The following is a 16,301-nucleotide window of genomic DNA, read 5'->3' as shown; positions in this document are numbered from 1 at the left end:
TGGCTTCCGGCCTTGGCTGATGGGGGATGTGGCGTGTGGGTAGGGAGAATAACGAAGCGGGGGCGTGGACGGATCAACCTCACTGCCGGTTTGCCGCGCAGATGCCCACTTTGTGAGCGGGCGCACAGCCCGTCGGTGCGCCCCTTGTTTGCCAATTAACCAGCCGTTAACGTGGCGAGGCTGCCCGTTGGCAGCATCCATCAATGGATCTTATTGGCCACCGACTGGTTACAACCGACATGGAGGGGAGTGATGCCAATCGTGACAGCTACGCCCCGGGCAGCCTGCTTGCTCGCCCACTGGTACACCCGGGATCCCATTCTGACCCTCGATTTTCCTCACCGCTGATTGGCGGCACCCGCCGTTTGAATTTGTCAGCCGGACGACCCTGATCGCCCCGGCCTCTTTGCCAATCCCGATTTCAAACACACTGGCCTTGTGCCGGTGAGGAGTCTTTTATGCGTCGTATACCCGAGCCGTTTCGTATCAAGATGGTCGAACCCATCAAACAGACCACTGGCGCCGAGCGCCGCGCAGCCCTCGAGGCCGCTGGTTGGAACCCCTTCCTGCTGCTGGCCGAGGATGTTTATATCGATCTGCTGACCGACAGCGGCACCGGTGCCATGTCCGACCGCCAGTGGGCCGGCATCATGATGGGGGATGAGGCCTATGCGGGCAGCCGCAACTTCGTCGAGCTGGAGCGCACGGTGCGCGAGATTTTTGGTTACCAGCATGTGATGCCCACCCACCAGGGGCGCGGGGCCGAGCAGATCCTCTTCCCCGAGCTGGTCAAGCGCTGCCAGGGCAAGGCGCCGGTCTTCATCTCCAACTACCACTTCGATACCACCAAGGCCCATGTGGAGTTGGCCGGCGCGCGGGCCATCAACCTGCTCACCCCGAAAGCCCTCGACACCACGGCCCCTTACCCCTGGAAGGGGGATTTTGATCTCCCTCGCCTGAGCGACACCATCGAAACCCTGGGGGCCGCCAACGTGGCCGGCATCATCATCACGGTGACCTGCAACAGCGCAGGCGGCCAGCCGGTCTCCATGGCCAATATGGAGGCGGTCTCCGAGCTGGCCCGTCGCCACCAGATTCCGGTGGTGATCGATGCCGCCCGTTTTGCCGAGAACGCCTGGTTTATCAAGGCGCGGGACCCGGCCTATGCCAAGCGCAGCATCCAGGAGATAGTGCGCCAGATGTTTGCGCTGGGGGACATCTTCACCATGTCGGCCAAGAAGGACGGGTTGGTCAATATCGGCGGGCTCTGCTGCTTCAAGGAAGATCTCGACCTGTTCCGCGCCGTGCAGGTGCGCTGCGTGGCGATGGAGGGGTTTGTCACCTATGGCGGCCTCGCCGGGCGGGACATGGCGGCGCTCGCCATCGGCCTGCGCGAGGGGATGGATGAGGAGTATCTCACCTATCGCATCAGTCAGGTGGCTTATCTCGGCGAACGGCTGGCCGAGGCAGGCATCCCGATACAGACCCCCACCGGCGGTCATGCGGTCTTTGTGGATGCCAAGAAGCTGCTGCCCCATATCCCGGCCGAGCAGTTCCCGGCCCATGCGCTCGCCTGCGAGCTCTATCTGGAAGGGGGCGTGCGCGGGGTGGAGATAGGCTCCCTGCTGCTGGGGCGAGATCCCGCCACCGGCAAGCAGGAGGCGGCGGACTTTGAGCTGTTGCGCCTGACCATTCCGCGCCGAGTCTACACCCGGGATCACATGGACTATGTGGCCGACTGCCTGATCGCGGTGAAAGCACGGGCCAGCGACATTCGCGGACTCACCTTTGACTACGAACCGCCGCTGCTGCGCCACTTCACCGCGCGGCTGAAACCTGTCTGATCAGCAACCGGTCAGACTGGGTGATCAACCGCGCCAAGCCGTGAGGATCACCGGCTGCTCCCGGTTAAACGGCACAGTAAAAAAGCCCCCGCACCAAGGTGCGGGGGCTTTCGTTTATCGAAGCAAAGCCGGGGGTCAGACCGCCTGATACTCTAGCTCGACCGAGCCCAGTGCCTTGAGGGTGGACTGGGCGGAGTCACGCTGGCTGATCTGGCCGTTTTTGTTCTCCAGCAGCACGGCGCGGCGGATGGTGGCGAGATCTTCACCGTTAAGCACCGCATGGGCGCAGGCCATCTGCATCGGCGGCAGGCTGGGGTTGAAGGCGGCGTTCTCGGCGTAGCGGCCAGAGAAGATGCGGCCATCGGCAAACTGCAGCGCCACCGCGGCATAGCCCTGGCTATAGGGGGCGTAGCTTTGACGGGCAGCTGCCAGCGCGGCCTGCCACAGCGGGTCTTCGCTTTGAAGCTCAAGCTCTGCGTGATCCTGCGGGCTCATCAGCGCATCAGTGATGTCGAGATCAGCCGGGCCAAACGAGTGGGGCAGGAAGGATTGCAGGGCGCTCAGGTCATCGGGCAGAGAGACTTTCAGGATCTTGGCGGTGCTCAGCTCGTTCATAAACTGACGGCAGTGGCCGCAAGGGGTGTAGTTGACGGTGATTTCAGAGATCCCGGTCTCGCCACCCAGCCAGGCGTTGGAGATGGCGGACTGCTCGGCGTGGACCGAGTGGAACAGACCTTGCCCCGCAAACTCCATGTTGGCGCCGAAGTACCAGGTGCCGCTCAGGCCACAGGCGATGGCACCGACATAAAACTTGGAGATGGGCGCTACCGAGCAGGCGGCGGCCAGCGGCAACAGGGCGAGGCGCAGGGCGCGATCATCGAGACCTGTGGCGGCTTTCAGGGTGGCGACTTGCTCCGGCGTGAAGCGGGCGTTGAAGTCGGCACTATCCAGCATGGGCTGCACGGCTGCTTTGAGCGGGGCAGAGAGGGTATCGAATGGCTTGGCAAAACGGGGATGCATAGTGTGTCCTCAAAGGCCAATTGGGCGGCCATTGTAGGGAGCAAGCTCGGGTAAATGTGTGAGCCGGCTCACGCCCTGACGGGCAAACGGAGGGGGATGGTAATGGAAACGTTTGTCTTGTGCAAATTGTGCGGCAGGTCGCACCCCGAGAGGCCAGCAGGCCCCCCGGAATGGTCAACAGGTGGTCAATGGGGTCATCAGATCAGCCAGTGATAGATGGCAAACAGCAGCGGGGCGACGGCCGCGGTGAGGATCCCGCACACCACCATGGCGAGCGAGGCAAAGGCGCCCTGGGTGATCCCCTTCTCGGCGGAGGTGGCGGTGCCGATGGCGTGGGCACAGGCTCCCATGGCGAGCCCTTGCGCTTCCGGGTCGGTCACTTTCAGCAGTTTGAGCAGTGGATAGCCGATCAGGGCACCGACAATCCCCACCACCACCACCACGGCGGCCGCGATGGCAGGAATGCCGCCAATGGACTGGCTGACGCTCATGGCGAGCGGGGTGGTAATCGATTTGGTGGCAAGCGAAGCAAGTAGTGCCGGATCTGTGCCCATAAAATGACCGATCAGCAGGGTTGTGCACACCGAGATCAAGACGGAGGCGAGGGTACAGATTAGGATGGGCTTGAGCTTGGCCTGGATCTGGCGCGCCTGCTGATAGAGCGGCAGCGCCAGCGCCACCACGGCGGGCTCCAGCAACATGGTAATGGGGCTGCTGCCGCTCTCGTACTGCTCAAGTGGCAGATCAAACCAGAGCAGCAGGCCGATGATCACCGCGGTCGGCACCAGCACCGGATTGATGATGGGCCAGGGCAGGCGGCGATAGAGGGCGCGAGTGGCGAAATAGAGCGCCAGGGTCAGGGGAATGGCTAGCCAGAAGATCATTTGTTCATCCTCTGGTAGAGCCGACCGACGGTGGCGAGGATCAGCACGATCCCGAGCACGATGCAGAGCATGATGACGCCGAAGGATTGGCGCAGGGGCTCAAGCCAGGCCACCAGCCCGACCGCAACCGGCACGAACAGCACGCCCATGTGGCGCAGCAGCAAGCCAGCGCCCAGCTCAACCCAGTGCAGCTTGATCAACTGCAGGGAGAGCAGCACAAACAGCAGCAGCATGCCGATGATGCTGCCGGGAAAGGCGAACGGCAGGATGGCTGCCACGGATTTACCTGCCAGCAGGCAGGCGACGATGACCATAAAGTCACGAAAGTACAGCAAGGCGCGTTGCGCGATCACGTGAACCTCATCGACTGGGAAGAAAAATCGCAGTTTACCAGAGAGGCCGGGTCGCGGCATTAAAACAATAACAACTGAAATCAGTTCGTTTGAAGCTGATTTGTATGCAGATTATCTGTTGAACATCGTCTGATAGAACCCTTTTTCGAACTACAAGGAGTAGTGATGACATCCCTCTTGTCCCGAGTTCGCCAGCTGGCGAACGATAACGCGTTGCCACCCCATCTGTTGCAAACCCGTCAGTGGGAAGGGCCCCTGTGCCGGGTGCGACTCGACAACACCGGCGCTGATGCCACATCAGTTGACCGCTGGGTGCTGTTTGACGGCAAGCTTAGCCTGCCGGTGGAGAGCGCCATCTATGGCGAAGGATTCCAGATGCTGGCCCAGACCATGGGTAGCTGGCAATCTCCACAACATGTCGGCCGTTGCCCCGATGCCAGCGTCTATCGCATCACCGATGACAATGGCTATCACACCATTCACAACCTGCTGCTGGTGGAGCATGGCAAGGGGTGGCTGCTGCTCGCCTTTGCCAGCTGCCACCGTTTTGGTGGGGAGTTTCGCCTCTATCCTGATGGTCGCCTGCAGATCCTGATGAACTGCGAAGGGCGAAAACTTGCGGCCGGTGGGCACTGGCAGAGCGAGGCGCTGATCTGCCTCGAAGGGGCGGAGCGCGAGGATCTGCTGGCTGAGCTGGCACGGCTGATCGAGGTCGAACATGGCTCGCTGATCGGCAAGGTGAGTGAGCGCCCGAGCGGCTGGTGCTCCTGGTATCACTACTACGCCGAGGTAAGTGCTGCCGACATTCGCGAGAACCTGCAGGTGCGTGCCGAGCGTTTCCCGGTCCTGCGTTATGTGCAGATCGACGACGGCTATCAGGCCAAAATGGGCGATTGGCTCACACCATCGGCCAAGTTCGAGCAAGGCGTTGCTTCACTGGCTGCCGAGATCAAACAGGCTGGCTGCGAGCCCGCCCTCTGGGTCGCACCCTTTATTGCAGAGCCCGGTTCACAGGTGTTTCAGGATCATCTCGACTGGTTTGTGAAGGGGGATGACGGCCTGCCGCTCCCTTCCGAACGGGTTACCTACGGAGGCTGGCGCTGCACTCCCTGGTATGTGCTGGACGGCACCCACCCCGAGGTGCAGGCGCACCTTGAGCAGGTGTTCCGCACCCTGCGCGAACAGTGGGGCATCCACTACTTCAAGCTCGATGCCAACTTCTGGGGCGCCATCCACGGTGGCCGTTTCCACGATCCGGCAGCCACCCGGGTTGAAGCCTATCGGAGCGGTATGGCGGCCATCCTGCGTGGTGCTGGCGATGGCGCTTTCCTGCTCGGTTGCAATGCGCCCATCTGGCCAAGCCTTGGGCTGGTGCACGGCATGCGGGTGAGCGATGACGTGGAGCGCAACGGCCACCGCTATCGCCAGATCGCCCGCGAAGCCTTCTGCCGCGCCTGGCAAAATGACAAGCTCTGGGCCCTCGACCCCGACTGCATCTGCTTGCGGGATCGACCGAGCCAGCAGGCAAGCAAGGCGGATTACAGCTTCCATCTGGCAGCGCTGGTGGCGAGCGGCGGCATGATGCTGGCGGGTGATCGACTGCAAGATCTCGATGAGGAGCAGGCTGCGCAACTGCGCAAGCTGCTTGAGCTCTGTGCGGCCCGGGCACCCTCTGCCCGCTTCGAGTCGATGGATTTTGCCTGCGGCGAAGTAAGCCTGCCCGAGGGGGGCACTCTGCTCTGCCTGTTCAACTGGGAGGGGCAACCACAGGAGTTTCTGCTGCCGGAAGGGGGAACCGATTTTTGGCAGGGGCAGGCAGTCGGCACAACCGTGACCCTGCAAGGGGGCGAGGGGCGGGTGATCCACTACACCTGATCACAGCATCACCACATACAATTCAGGCTCCATCACGGAGCCTGAATTGTTTCATTCAGCGGTTATCAGTCACGTTTTTCAGTAACGCCACTCAAAACCAACGGCGTATTTGGCGGAGCCATAGCCCGGGATATCACTGCCGGAGGCGATCGCCTTGAGGGTCAGCAACGGGGTGATGGGCACCCCCAGACCAAAACCGATGGCCAGTTGATCATTGGGGTTCCCCATCAGATCGACCCGCATCACCCGATAGAGGGACATATCCTCGCTCAAGTGCATATAGGCTTGCGAAGCGCGGTTATAGACCTGACCAAACACCTCCAGCTGGAAACCTGACTGGGCGCTGATGGCCAGCGGTACCCCGACAAACTTGTAGAGATGGGAGCCGTTGAAGTAGCTGTTGGTGATCAGGGGAGTGAAATCAGTCTGCTGATAAAGGGTGTTGAAGTTCTGTTCTACGATGCGATAGGTCTGCTCGGGCAGGCGAGCAAGATAATCCGGCACATCGAACCGGTATGCGGCGTTGGCTGCCAGCGGCAGCAGGGCCAGTAATCCGAGCAGTGCGTGGTGACGAGGCATCAGCAAATGGCTTCCGTTCGGCCAAAGAGATCTCTTGCTTGGGAGACATCCGCTCAGGATGTTGCAAGATATTGGTTTTTGGGGAAATCCCCTTCGTCATTATGACCTGAAGAAGGGGATGGGCGGGAAGGATTTATTGTGAAACTACTCACAACTCATAAATCTTCCAGATAGTGATAAAGACTCTTTAGAATCGCAAAGTTCCGTTCGTTACTCTGGTTCTGCTCTGCCAGCGCCTCGAGATGGGGCACGTAGTCCGGCAGACGGCGGCTGAAGTAGTCGCTGCAGTGCAGGCGCCAGCGTTTCTGCTCCGCTTCGCTCAAGGTGTGCGGCCAGTTGCGGGCGCGGTAGCGGAACAGCATCTCCGGCAGCCGGGCGTCGGTAAAGGCGAACTCCCGCTCACCCAGCAGATCCGCGGGGGTGGCACGCACCAGATCCATGGTGGACTTGTCGCCATGGCCAAAGAATCCGGCGTAGAGCTGGGTATCGGGGTCGCTCTCATTGCTGCCGGCGAACTCCTGATTGAACACTTCCACAAGTTTTTCCCGCACCTCGGGGTGGGCGCGCAGCAGATCCAGGCTCTTGCGGCACTGCTCCCGATCGATGCCGAGCTCGTCGGCGCGCTCCGCGGTCAGGGTGGCGGCCGGCGCCAGTACCGGGCACTTGTTGATGTGTACCAGTTTGACCGGAATGCCCGCCAGATCCCCCAGCTCCTCTTTCTTGGTGTAGAGGCGCTCGCGGATCTCCTCGCTCGTGAGCTCGATAAGCGGGGTGGGGTCGCAGGTCAGATCGACCATGATCACCGCGTTCTGGTTGGTGGGGTGCCAGGCAAGTGGCGAGACCCAGCTTGCACAACCCTGCCAGGGGGAGAACATGCCGGAGACGTGCACCAGCGGCTTCATGGTCACCACGTCAATGAGGGCCTTCACCTTGTTCTTATTGCGAAGGTCAAACAGGTACCCGAACAGCTTAGGTTGAGCCTTTTTCACCAGCTTGGCCATCTCGATGGTGGCCAGCACGTCCGAGAGTGCATCGTGTGCATTGGCGTGGGCCACGCCGTTGGCGACTGTCAGCTTTTCAAGTCTGAAACTCGGTTTCCCCTCATCGTCAAAGGCCCACTCGATACCCTCCGGGCGCAGGGCATAGCAGGCCCGCAGCATGTCGAGGATATCCCAGCGGGAGTTACCGTTCTGCCAGCTGTAGGCATAGGGGTCATAGAAGTTGCGATAGAGGGTGTAACGGGTCACTTCATCATCGAAGCGGATGCTGTTGTAGCCAAGCACACAGGTATTCGGCGTGGCGAATTGCTCGTGGATCTGGCGAATGAAATCCGCCTCGCACAGCCCATCCTTCATCGCTTTTTGTGGCGTGATACCGGTAATCAGGCACGCCTCCGGATCTGGCAGATAATCAGCCGGCGGCTTGCAGTAGATGACCAGCGGCTCGCCAATGATGTTGAAATCCGCATCAGTACGAATACCGGCAAACTGCGATGGCCTGTCCTTGGCGGGGCTGATGCCGAAGGTCTCGTAGTCGTGAAAATAGAAGGTAGGATTTGTCTGCTGGTTCATTACGTGGTTCTGAATTGTGTCTATATGTTTGAAAAACAAGTCGTTATACGAGGTGTTATCTCAGATTGTCTCACTTTGTCCGATCTTGATTCAGTCCGTTCCAGACCAGTTTGGTACATATCTGTGTACACGTTAGGACGCGTTAATGTGTCAGTGAAAAATCAGATAACCAGTCACATGAGAGTCATATGCCACTTACTGATACGAAGCTACGGGCCCTCTATGGTCAGCCCTACTTTGGCAAGACGGAATTGTCAGACCGTGATGGATTGTCAGCTCGGATCACCGAGCGAGGCACCATCTCGTGGCAATATCGCTATCGCTGGCAAGGAAAAGCGGCGAGACTCAAAATTGGACGCTATCCCGACCTTAAACTCGCTGATGCCAGGGCGTTGATCCCTGCTATCCGTGGCGCTCTTGAACGTAATGAACATCCCAGAGTTTTTTGGGATAAACTCCACCAGAAGCATGATGTCACCCTGAAACAGTGCTGCGAGCATTTTCGTGAGCACCATTTGCCCAAGCTGCGGCCTCATACGGTCATGCTCTATGAGCATACCATGCAGCGCTATTTCGAACCTCTGTTTATTGGTATTCCGGTGGAACAGATCCCGTTTTCGAGCTGGCTGGAGTGGTTTGATAAGATTGGCAAGAAAAAGCCGAAAAACGCAGGGCATTTATTGCGCAGGTTAAAGTCCATTCTGAGTTTTTGTATGCGACGTAATCTCATGGGTGGCTCTCCGAAGTCGAAATTACGTATCGAACATGTTGGCTTTCAACCCGAGAGAGAGCCTCGCGTGCCGACCAAGCGAGAACTGGCTCACCTGCTGGGTTGATAACGAGGTCATGAACAACTGGTTTCACCACGACCATCATGGGCATCAGTCTCTATTCCTCCTCGTTAAAATACGGGGGTATAGGTAAAGGAGCATACGAGGAATGAGGCGGTGCAAACGGAGAGAGTGGTGCACCGAAAGAAGATATTAGGGAGGGGAAGCACCATCGCCCGTTGGCAGTGACGGTAATTTACCGGTTCAAGCAGTTGCTGGCAGGAAATAGCATTCTCAGGAAATGCAACGGTCAGGTAGGAGAAGTGGTGGCGCATATGAGTGCGATAAACAAACGGAACTCCTTGCTCTGCCTGTAAAGAAGCCCCAAGTGTTGTAGCAGCACATGGGGCTTCGGAAGTCATGACTTGCTGGCTGAGTTAGGCAACAATGCCCTGCTCGACATTTTGTGACTCGCAATCAAAACAGTTGCTCGTCGTCGGCATCCACAAAGAGCTGCAGACGGTCGCGTTCCTCATCCCGATGCAGCCGCAGGTGGATTGGATTGCAACAGGCCATGCAATCTTCGTAAAACTCCTGATCACCCTGGCTGGCATCCAGCTCGACCCGGGTATGGTGACCGCAGTGGGGGCAGACGATGCGCTTGCTGGTGTACTCGATCATGATAACCTCCTCGGGCCCTGAGGCCGCCTATCTACCCTGATTCTAGTCGGGCTGCAGGGGGTTAACCGCGAGCAAACGCACGTTTATGACAGAGATCAAGCCTGAGCGATGGCAAGGTGCAACCGGCTGGAGTGGTCGTGTGCGAGAAGCACAATCTGGTTGTGATTGACGGGTGAAAAGAGGGGAATTGCCAACGGTTGTTTGGCAATCACAGGGGGCTGGATGCCCCCTGCGGATATGAGAACGCGAGCGCAGCAAGGCGCCGACAGGCGCTACTTGACCCAGCTGGCCAGCATCTCGCTATTCAGCTCGGCCAGCGAGCTCAGCTGGTAGTTGGCGATGGCCAAGCGTGGGTCACCCACTAAAGCGGGGTCCGGCACGATCAGCGCTGTCATGGAGGCCGCCTTGGCCGCCAGCAGGCCGGTAAAACTGTCTTCGATGGCCAGACAATGAACCGGCTCTACCCCCAGTTTCTCGGCGGCGTGGATATAGACATCCGGGTGCGGTTTGCCGAAACGCTCCACCTCTGCGGAGTGCACCGCCATAAAGCGATCGCGAATGCCAAGTTTGCCGAGCACCGCTTCTACCATCGCAAAGGGGGACGAGGTGGCCAGACCCACTTTCAGGCCGCTTGCTTCGATAAGGTCGAGCGCCTCCAGCACGCCGGCTTTGGCCTGACCTTCGGAGAGGATCAGGGCGTTGACCCGATCCAGAATGCGCTGTACTACCTCTTCCTGAGTCGGGCCGCTCCACGGGCGCAGGCGATACCAGTGGGCGACCAGCTGATCGATGCGCACGCCGATGGTCGATTCACAATCCTCGACGGTGTGGGGGTGACCCAGTTCGGAGAAAACGGCGATTTGGGCCCGTTGCCAAAAGGGTTCCGAGTCGATCAGAACACCATCCATATCGAAGATCACGGCAGCTAACATCTTGTACTCCTGACAAATTTGAAGAGGGGATTATAAGCCTGACGGGCAAATGCAAAAGGGGCATTGCCATGCCCCTTGCGCCCGATCACATCGGCAAACGTTTGTTTTGCTATGGCAAAAAGTCCTTAGAACAGCACTTCGACCTTGGCGGCCACGGCTTTGGCTTTCTCTACCGCATCCTGGCAATCCGCTGCGCGGGCCAGCGCCACGCCAAGACGGCGGCGACCGGCGATCTCCGGCTTGCCAAATAGCCGCAGCTGGGCGCCCGGCACCAGTGCCAATGCCTCACCAATCCCCTGATAGCGGATATTCTGGCTGTGCCCTTCGCGCAGCACCACGGCAGAGGCGCTCGGCCCGTACTGGGTGATGGTGCCGACCGGCAGCCCCAGAATGGCGCGCACGTGCAGGGCGAACTCGGAGAGATCCTGAGAGATCAGGGTCACCATGCCGGTATCGTGGGGGCGAGGCGAGACTTCACTAAACCACACTTCATCCCCCTTGATGAAGAGTTCGACCCCGAACAGGCCGTAACCACCGAGGGCCTCAACCACCTTGGCCGCTACCTCTTTGGATCGGGCCAGCGCCAGTTCGCTCATCATCTGCGGCTGCCAGGATTCGCGATAGTCGCCATCTTCCTGCCGGTGGCCGATCGGCTCGCAGAAGTGAATGCCATCGACGGCGCGTACCGTGAGCAGGGTGATCTCGTACTCGAAGGGAACGAAGCCCTCGACGATCACCTTGCCACGACCGGCGCGGCCGCCTTCCTGGGCGTAGGTCCAGCTCTCATCCAGCTTGGCGAGATCGCGCAGCACGCTCTGTCCCTTGCCGGACGAACTCATCACAGGTTTCACCACGCAGGGCAGGCCGATAGCCTCGACGGCGGCGACAAACTCCCCTTTGCTTTGGGCAAAGCGGTAGGGTGAGGTGGGTAGACCCAGGGTCTCGGCGGCGAGGCGGCGGATCCCCTCCCGGTTCATGGTGAGCTGGGTAGCGCGGGCGTTGGGCACTACCTTGACCCCTTCTTGCTCAAGGGCAGCCAGGGTATCGGTGGCAATCGCTTCAATCTCGGGGATGATGAGGTCGGGTTTGACCTCGGCAACCAGGGCACGCAGGGCGTTGCCATCGAGCATGTCCAGCACGTGGGCTGCGTGGGCCACCTGCATGGCGGGGGCATTGGGGTAGCGGTCGGCGGCGATCACTTCGATCCCGAACCGTTGCAACTCGATGGCGACCTCCTTGCCAAGTTCGCCGGAGCCCAGCAGCAGGGCACGGGTGGCGCCGGGGCGGGTTGCGGTTCCAAACATACGATCTCTCCTGATGTCGATGGTCATTGTTGATGATCGCTATTACACGAATAGCGGACAAAAAAAGAGGCACGCATGGCGTACCTCAGGAAACGGGTTTGTGAGCGCGCTGCTCCAGATGGGTCAGCAAGGTAATGGCGCCAATGATGATGGCGGCGCCAAGCCACAGACGGCCTGGGGGCGCCCAGCCAAATACCAGCCAGCCCGCCAGCACGTTCATCGGCAGCTTGGCAAAATCGAAAGGCTGTACGAAGGAGGCCTCCGCCACGCTGTAGGCGCGAGCGATGGACATCTGGGCCAGTGCCGTCACCACGCCGGAGGCGGCTACCAGCAGCCACTGGCTCTCGCTTGGCCACTGCCACTCCGGCAGGGCCAGCATGACGTTGAACGGGGTACTGAAAATAAGCAGATACACCACTATGGTGTGGGATGATTCGTTGGCCGCCTGATAGCGCACCATCAGGGAGTAACCTGCCCAGAACAGCGCCGCCGCCACCGGCAGCAGGGAGGCCCAGTTGAATTCGTCAGTCCAGGGGGCGAGGATCAGCATGGCGCCGGCAAAGCCCGCCAGGGTGGCCAGAATGCGGGTGCGGCTCACCTGCTCCTTGAGCAGCAGCGCGGAGCCCAGGGTGGCAAACAGCGGCGAGGTCATCAGCAGGGCGATCCCCTGCCAGATAGGAACGGGGTACGCCAGTGCCCAGAGCCAGAGCTGGATGCCGATCACCGCCAACAATACCCGCAACAGGTGCAACCGGAACTGATTGGTCATCAGGGATTGGCGCAGGCCATGGCGAACCAGCCAGGGCAGCAGGCAGATCAGGGCGATCAGGTATTGATGGAAGGCGACCTGGGTAGAGGCAAGGCCGAGTTTGAAGCTAACATACTGGCTCAGGCTGTTGACGGCGGCGAAGCAGAGTCCTGCCACCATCATCCAGATTGCACCGGCCAAAGGAGAGTGCCTGCGCGAGGGTATCATGGGATCCGGGTCGCTGGAAAAAAGTGCGGCGGATCATAACGGCAATCGTTTGTTCTGCCAAGGGTTGAAGCGCGGCCGCAGGGTTGGCTGGCGAGGAAGTGGCCTTGCATCAAAAAATTTGAACAAGTTGAGCATCTATTTTCGCTATCAGCAAATAAGCGCAATGTTTAGAGTGACCTCCATCGACAGCAACGCTGTTCAACCGACAACCAAATGGAGTTTCACCATGGCCAATATCCTCGTACTCAAATCCAGCATCCTGGGTCAATATTCCCAATCCAACGCCCTGATCGACGGCTTCCTGGCTGACCATCAGGATGATGTCGTCACCGTGCGTGATCTGGCAGCCCTCAACCTGCCGGTGCTGGATGGCGAGCTGGCCTCCGGCCTGCGCGGTGGTGACAATCTCAATGAACGTCAACTGGCGGTGATCGCCCAGTCTGACGAGCTGATCGCCGAACTCAAGGCGAGCGACCTGGTGGTGATTGCGGCCCCCATGTACAACTTCAACATCCCGACCCAGCTGAAAAACTGGATCGATCTGGTGGCTCGCGCTGGCGTCACCTTCCGCTACACCGAGACCGGTCCGGTGGGGATGGTTGAAAATACCCGTGCGCTGGTGATCAGCCCCCGCGGCGGCATGCACGTCGGCAGCGCCACCGATCTGGTAACCCCCTACATGCGTACCGTGCTCGGTTTCATCGGTATCAAAGAGGTGGATTTCATCTACGCCGAAGGGATGGGGATGGGCCCGGATGCCCAGAGCAAGGGGATGGAAGCGGCCAAAGCACAGCTTGAGGCTCTGGCTATCTAAGGGCTCTCTTCTATAAGGGCTCTCTATCCCGTCAGGGGTTATCTCTTCAAGGAGTTGCCCAGCCAGAAACAATAACGCAGCCATCAGGCTGCGTTTGTTTTTTGGCTCGATATGATTGCGACAGACGTTGCTGCTACAGAGAGTATCGCGGCAAGCGGTCGGTATAGACGTTCTGGCGGAGTCACTACTCCATCATAAAGCGGCGACAACCACGCACCAGCAGCAATGCCACCGTGACCAGCAGGCCAAGCAAGAGGGTGGTCAGCCACTGTTCGGTACTTTGCGGCAAGTGGGGCGTGAAGAGGCTGATCATCAACAGGGTACAGAGCGTGATCAACAGGCTCTGTCGGGTCATCAATATCATGGGTCATCCTTGGTTTGCTCACCTGAAATGATTTTAATGCCCTCTTGTGACAGGGTGATGTATCCGTGCATCACTCTGTTGGGGCTCTTCAGACCATATCAGGTTTTTACCGCAGAGCCAGCGCCATCACTGGCGCTGTGATCCCGATCCCGCTAGCTCTCTTTATCTGAACTGTTTCTGCGCTGGCTGGTAGTGAAAATCGCCGCTGGCGAGCCGCGCTTCCAGTGCCGCCTGATCGATCTCCTGCGCCTTGCAGAGATCATCCAGATCGTCATAGCGATCACGCAGCTGCATATTGACGACGCTCAGCAGCATGTTGATGTCCATGGTGGCGAACTTTTTCAAATCCATGATTATTTCTCCCGATCCAGTGATTGCAGCTGCTCAATGGCGGCGCTGACGCTGTGCAGATGCTGGCGGATCGCCTCGCGGGATTCGCTCGGCAGATAGTCGGTCAGGGTGTGTTGCCAGCTGCCAGCTTCACTCTTGAGCTGCAGGAAGAGGGCGAGCCCGGCATTGGTGAGGGAGACCAGGCTGATGCGTTTGTCCTGCTCGCTGCTCTCGGTAAAGATGATCCCTTTTTCGACCAGACGGCGGATCTCGCGGGAGATGCGCACCTTGTCCATGCCGCTCGCCTCGACCAGCTCTTTCTGGCTGATGGGGTAATTGGGGCCGAGCACCATCATCAGGCGCCACTGCGGCACGGTCAGCTGGTAGCGCTGTTCATAAAACTGTTCGAAGGTATCCCGTAGCATCTCGGCGGCATGTACCAACTGATAGGGCGGGTAGTGAGCGAGTAACGCTATGATTTTTGACATATTACACCCTGCTGTGACGGCTGCATCAGATGCAGTTTCTTTTGATACTTTGACATTGATGATACGAAACTCAAGCTGATTTGTCTGACCCGGTTGCGATGAAATGTGCGGTGGCGCACGCCCTCAAGGAAAAACCGGGTCTGACCGACGGGATTTTAAGCCAACGCTGTTCAGCCTTTACGCAACCAGATGAGGGCGTTCTGCTTGAGCCAAGCCTCGCGAGTGTGGATGGCGTAGAGCGCGGCCTCGTCACGGCTGCCCGCTTGCCAGCTTTGCGGCTCCTGTTTGGGCAGCTTGCGCTGACCCAGCAGGCAGGCCGGAATGTGCGGGTTGGCCTCGATGGCGACCAGCAGATGGGGCTTGGCTGCCTCGGCACCCTCGGTGGCAAAGACCATCAGCGCCTTGTTATAGAGCAACCAGCTGGAAGCTTCATCAAAGCGCACCAGCAGGGCGGCCAGCGCCTGCCAATCCCCTTGCAGTGCATAGAGAGTGGAGAGGTTGTAGCGGCAACCCGGCTCATCGGCCACGCAGATCGTCAGCAGATCCAGATACTCCGCTTTGGCTTCACCCAGCTTGCCAAGCCGCAACAGGCAGTCGGCGCGGCCGGCTCTGGCGGCCAGCAGGGGGCGCAGTTCGGGGGCACTCCAGCCGTGGCCGGCGATTTGCTGCCAGAAGGCTTCATCAAAGAGCGGAGTGGCATCGGCGATGATCTTCTCGAACCAGCCGAGGCGGGCCTGATGATCGCGGCAGCTGTCGGCCAGCTCGAACCAGGTCTGCCACTGTTGGGCCTGCTCGCCATTGAGGGCGACATCAGGGCTGGGGGCTGCCTGATACTGGTCGAGGTTGAGCAACTGGTTGAGGGCGGTTTTCATATTCTGGCGCTGGCGTTTGCAGAACTCGACAAAGGGGAGTTCGCTGGCGGCAGCGCTATAGAGCATCTGGGCCATCTGCTTGTCGCGAAACAGGCTCAGCTCGGCGGCCAGACTGAAGCGGTACTGGGTGGTCGGGTCGTTCAAATCCTTCGGCTTGGGCCAGGTGGCAAAACCCATGCTGAAGCCATAACTCCATTGACCGAGGGGGTGGCTCTGTTCGAACACCTGCTCGGGGTTATCGCTGGGCAGGCGGCATTGACTCGGCAGTGCCAGCTGGGCGTCGTCGGCCTGGGATTCCAGCTCGGCGATCAGGTGGTTGAGGGCTTCTGCGCTTTTTTCATCCAACTCGGCATCCTGTTCCAGCAGACCAGCCAGCGGGCGTTGCCAGTCAGGGCTTTCCGGCCCCACCAGACGAGCACAGAGAAAACCGTGCAGGGCCGGGTAGGTCATGTCCTGATCGCTGTGGCTCTGGATCCATTGATTAAGATGGCGGGTGCGAGTGGATGGGTTCATCGACAGTTCCTCTGGATTTGAACAGCCGCGAAGTCTACCTAAAAGTGGGGTTATTTGCAGCAAATGGCCGCCTGTTTGGCGATTTAATCACCATTGGCGGATAAGATAGGGGCGAAAGGGCGGCTCGTGGT

General features: G+C 59.4%; 17 protein-coding genes and 1 pseudogene. 5 read left to right on the top strand and 13 right to left on the bottom strand.

The genetic code is table 11. The annotated features are described in order from the left end of the window. Positions 1–458: 458 nt before the first annotated feature. Positions 459–1,844 (top strand): tryptophanase, encoded by a 1,386-nt coding sequence (locus I6L44_RS06940; RefSeq protein ID WP_216953657.1) that lies wholly within the window; start codon positions 459–461, stop codon positions 1,842–1,844. 135 nt (positions 1,845–1,979) lie between these two features. Here I6L44_RS06940 and cdd read toward each other — a convergent pair whose 3' ends face one another. The 3 genes from cdd to I6L44_RS06925 form a co-directional block, all read right to left on the bottom strand. After that, on the bottom strand, positions 1,980–2,864 hold the full coding sequence (gene cdd, locus I6L44_RS06935) for a cytidine deaminase (RefSeq protein ID WP_005333283.1): 885 nt from the start codon (positions 2,862–2,864) through the stop codon (positions 1,980–1,982). A 197-nt stretch (positions 2,865–3,061) separates the two neighbouring features. Then, a complete protein-coding gene (locus I6L44_RS06930; protein WP_216953656.1) occupies positions 3,062–3,748 on the bottom strand; it encodes an LrgB family protein in 687 nt (228 codons plus the stop codon). Beyond that, the gene (locus I6L44_RS06925; protein WP_005333279.1) at positions 3,745–4,101 is read right to left on the bottom strand and encodes a CidA/LrgA family protein; all 357 of its coding nucleotides are present in this window, start codon (positions 4,099–4,101) and stop codon (positions 3,745–3,747) included. Before I6L44_RS06925 ends, I6L44_RS06930 begins: the two co-directional genes overlap by 4 nt. A 165-nt stretch (positions 4,102–4,266) precedes the next feature. On the opposite strand from I6L44_RS06925, the gene I6L44_RS06920 reads away from it, so the two are divergent. Further along, positions 4,267–5,976: a glycoside hydrolase family 36 protein gene (locus tag I6L44_RS06920; RefSeq protein WP_216953655.1), complete on the top strand. Its 1,710-nt coding sequence runs from the start codon at positions 4,267–4,269 to the stop codon at positions 5,974–5,976. A gap of 78 nt (positions 5,977–6,054) precedes the next feature. Here I6L44_RS06920 and I6L44_RS06915 read toward each other — a convergent pair whose 3' ends face one another. Further along, positions 6,055–6,555, bottom strand: coding sequence for a hypothetical protein (locus I6L44_RS06915; RefSeq protein ID WP_005360277.1), 501 nt, complete (start codon positions 6,553–6,555; stop codon positions 6,055–6,057). A 155-nt stretch (positions 6,556–6,710) separates the two neighbouring features. Continuing rightward, the gene (gene sbcB / locus I6L44_RS06910; RefSeq protein ID WP_216953654.1) at positions 6,711–8,126 is read right to left on the bottom strand and encodes an exodeoxyribonuclease I; all 1,416 of its coding nucleotides are present in this window, start codon (positions 8,124–8,126) and stop codon (positions 6,711–6,713) included. A 188-nt stretch (positions 8,127–8,314) separates the two neighbouring features. On the opposite strand from sbcB, the gene I6L44_RS06905 reads away from it, so the two are divergent. Both I6L44_RS06905 and I6L44_RS20510 read left to right on the top strand, forming a co-directional pair. Continuing rightward, entirely contained in the window at positions 8,315–8,962 is a 648-nt protein-coding gene (locus I6L44_RS06905) for an Arm DNA-binding domain-containing protein (RefSeq protein ID WP_254204268.1), read from the top strand. A 42-nt stretch (positions 8,963–9,004) separates the two neighbouring features. Beyond that, positions 9,005–9,293: pseudogene (locus I6L44_RS20510) on the top strand (IS5/IS1182 family transposase); the annotation flags it as partial. Between the two features lie 80 nt (positions 9,294–9,373). On the opposite strand, the gene I6L44_RS06900 reads toward I6L44_RS20510, so the two are convergent. The 4 genes from I6L44_RS06900 to I6L44_RS06885 all read right to left on the bottom strand — a co-directional run bounded on the left by I6L44_RS06900 (position 9,374) and on the right by I6L44_RS06885 (position 12,741). After that, complete coding sequence (locus I6L44_RS06900) at positions 9,374–9,577, bottom strand: CPXCG motif-containing cysteine-rich protein (protein WP_042012540.1); 204 nt, start codon at positions 9,575–9,577, stop codon at positions 9,374–9,376. 272 nt (positions 9,578–9,849) lie between these two features. After that, positions 9,850–10,509, bottom strand: coding sequence for a hexitol phosphatase HxpB (gene hxpB / locus I6L44_RS06895; RefSeq protein WP_115522396.1), 660 nt, complete (start codon positions 10,507–10,509; stop codon positions 9,850–9,852). Between the two features lie 125 nt (positions 10,510–10,634). Beyond that, on the bottom strand, positions 10,635–11,813 hold the full coding sequence (gene purT, locus I6L44_RS06890; protein ID WP_216953653.1) for a formate-dependent phosphoribosylglycinamide formyltransferase: 1,179 nt from the start codon (positions 11,811–11,813) through the stop codon (positions 10,635–10,637). Positions 11,814–11,898: 85 nt separating this feature from the next. Continuing rightward, on the bottom strand, positions 11,899–12,741 hold the full coding sequence (locus tag I6L44_RS06885) for a DMT family transporter (RefSeq protein ID WP_254204290.1): 843 nt from the start codon (positions 12,739–12,741) through the stop codon (positions 11,899–11,901). A 274-nt stretch (positions 12,742–13,015) separates the two neighbouring features. Between I6L44_RS06885 and I6L44_RS06880 the strand changes: the two genes are divergently transcribed. Beyond that, positions 13,016–13,603 carry an FMN-dependent NADH-azoreductase gene (locus I6L44_RS06880; RefSeq protein ID WP_005336864.1) on the top strand — a complete coding sequence of 196 codons (588 nt, stop codon included), beginning with the start codon at positions 13,016–13,018 and terminating at the stop codon, positions 13,601–13,603. A 184-nt stretch (positions 13,604–13,787) separates the two neighbouring features. Here I6L44_RS06880 and I6L44_RS06875 read toward each other — a convergent pair whose 3' ends face one another. The 4 genes from I6L44_RS06875 to I6L44_RS06860 all read right to left on the bottom strand — a co-directional run bounded on the left by I6L44_RS06875 (position 13,788) and on the right by I6L44_RS06860 (position 16,170). Continuing rightward, positions 13,788–13,967, bottom strand: a complete 180-nt coding sequence (locus I6L44_RS06875; protein WP_005345799.1) for a hypothetical protein — start codon at positions 13,965–13,967, stop codon at positions 13,788–13,790. Positions 13,968–14,129: 162 nt separating this feature from the next. After that, positions 14,130–14,318 carry a DUF4250 domain-containing protein gene (locus I6L44_RS06870; protein ID WP_019445848.1) on the bottom strand — a complete coding sequence of 63 codons (189 nt, stop codon included), beginning with the start codon at positions 14,316–14,318 and terminating at the stop codon, positions 14,130–14,132. Between the two features lie 2 nt (positions 14,319–14,320). Next, positions 14,321–14,785, bottom strand: coding sequence for a MarR family winged helix-turn-helix transcriptional regulator (locus I6L44_RS06865; protein ID WP_005336856.1), 465 nt, complete (start codon positions 14,783–14,785; stop codon positions 14,321–14,323). Positions 14,786–14,955: 170 nt separating this feature from the next. Next, positions 14,956–16,170, bottom strand: coding sequence for a UPF0149 family protein (locus tag I6L44_RS06860; RefSeq protein WP_216953651.1), 1,215 nt, complete (start codon positions 16,168–16,170; stop codon positions 14,956–14,958). Positions 16,171–16,301 lie beyond the last annotated feature (131 nt).

The organism is Aeromonas sp. FDAARGOS 1414, from assembly GCF_019047065.1.
Taxonomy (GTDB): domain Bacteria; phylum Pseudomonadota; class Gammaproteobacteria; order Enterobacterales; family Aeromonadaceae; genus Aeromonas; species Aeromonas veronii_A.
This window is presented reverse-complemented; position numbering and strand designations above follow the sequence as displayed.

Bases quoted from the DNA above. Each gene is read 5' to 3' on its own strand.
- I6L44_RS06860 (WP_216953651.1), bottom strand. From the start codon at position 16,170: ATGAACCCATCCACTCGCACCCGCCATCTTAATCAATGGATCCAGAGC.
- I6L44_RS06920 (WP_216953655.1), top strand. From the start codon at position 4,267: ATGACATCCCTCTTGTCCCGAGTTCGCCAGCTGGCGAACGATAACGCG.
- I6L44_RS06870 (WP_019445848.1), bottom strand. From the start codon at position 14,318: ATGGATTTGAAAAAGTTCGCCACCATGGACATCAACATGCTGCTGAGC.
- I6L44_RS06875 (WP_005345799.1), bottom strand. From the start codon at position 13,967: ATGATATTGATGACCCGACAGAGCCTGTTGATCACGCTCTGTACCCTG.
- I6L44_RS06865 (WP_005336856.1), bottom strand. From the start codon at position 14,785: ATGTCAAAAATCATAGCGTTACTCGCTCACTACCCGCCCTATCAGTTG.
- I6L44_RS06940 (WP_216953657.1), top strand. From the start codon at position 459: ATGCGTCGTATACCCGAGCCGTTTCGTATCAAGATGGTCGAACCCATC.
- I6L44_RS06930 (WP_216953656.1), bottom strand. From the start codon at position 3,748: ATGATCTTCTGGCTAGCCATTCCCCTGACCCTGGCGCTCTATTTCGCC.
- I6L44_RS06915 (WP_005360277.1), bottom strand. From the start codon at position 6,555: ATGCCTCGTCACCACGCACTGCTCGGATTACTGGCCCTGCTGCCGCTG.
- I6L44_RS06900 (WP_042012540.1), bottom strand. From the start codon at position 9,577: ATGATCGAGTACACCAGCAAGCGCATCGTCTGCCCCCACTGCGGTCAC.
- cdd (WP_005333283.1), bottom strand. From the start codon at position 2,864: ATGCATCCCCGTTTTGCCAAGCCATTCGATACCCTCTCTGCCCCGCTC.
- sbcB (WP_216953654.1), bottom strand. From the start codon at position 8,126: ATGAACCAGCAGACAAATCCTACCTTCTATTTTCACGACTACGAGACC.
- I6L44_RS06885 (WP_254204290.1), bottom strand. From the start codon at position 12,741: ATGGTGGCAGGACTCTGCTTCGCCGCCGTCAACAGCCTGAGCCAGTAT.
- I6L44_RS06880 (WP_005336864.1), top strand. From the start codon at position 13,016: ATGGCCAATATCCTCGTACTCAAATCCAGCATCCTGGGTCAATATTCC.
- purT (WP_216953653.1), bottom strand. From the start codon at position 11,813: ATGTTTGGAACCGCAACCCGCCCCGGCGCCACCCGTGCCCTGCTGCTG.
- I6L44_RS06905 (WP_254204268.1), top strand. From the start codon at position 8,315: ATGCCACTTACTGATACGAAGCTACGGGCCCTCTATGGTCAGCCCTAC.
- hxpB (WP_115522396.1), bottom strand. From the start codon at position 10,509: ATGTTAGCTGCCGTGATCTTCGATATGGATGGTGTTCTGATCGACTCG.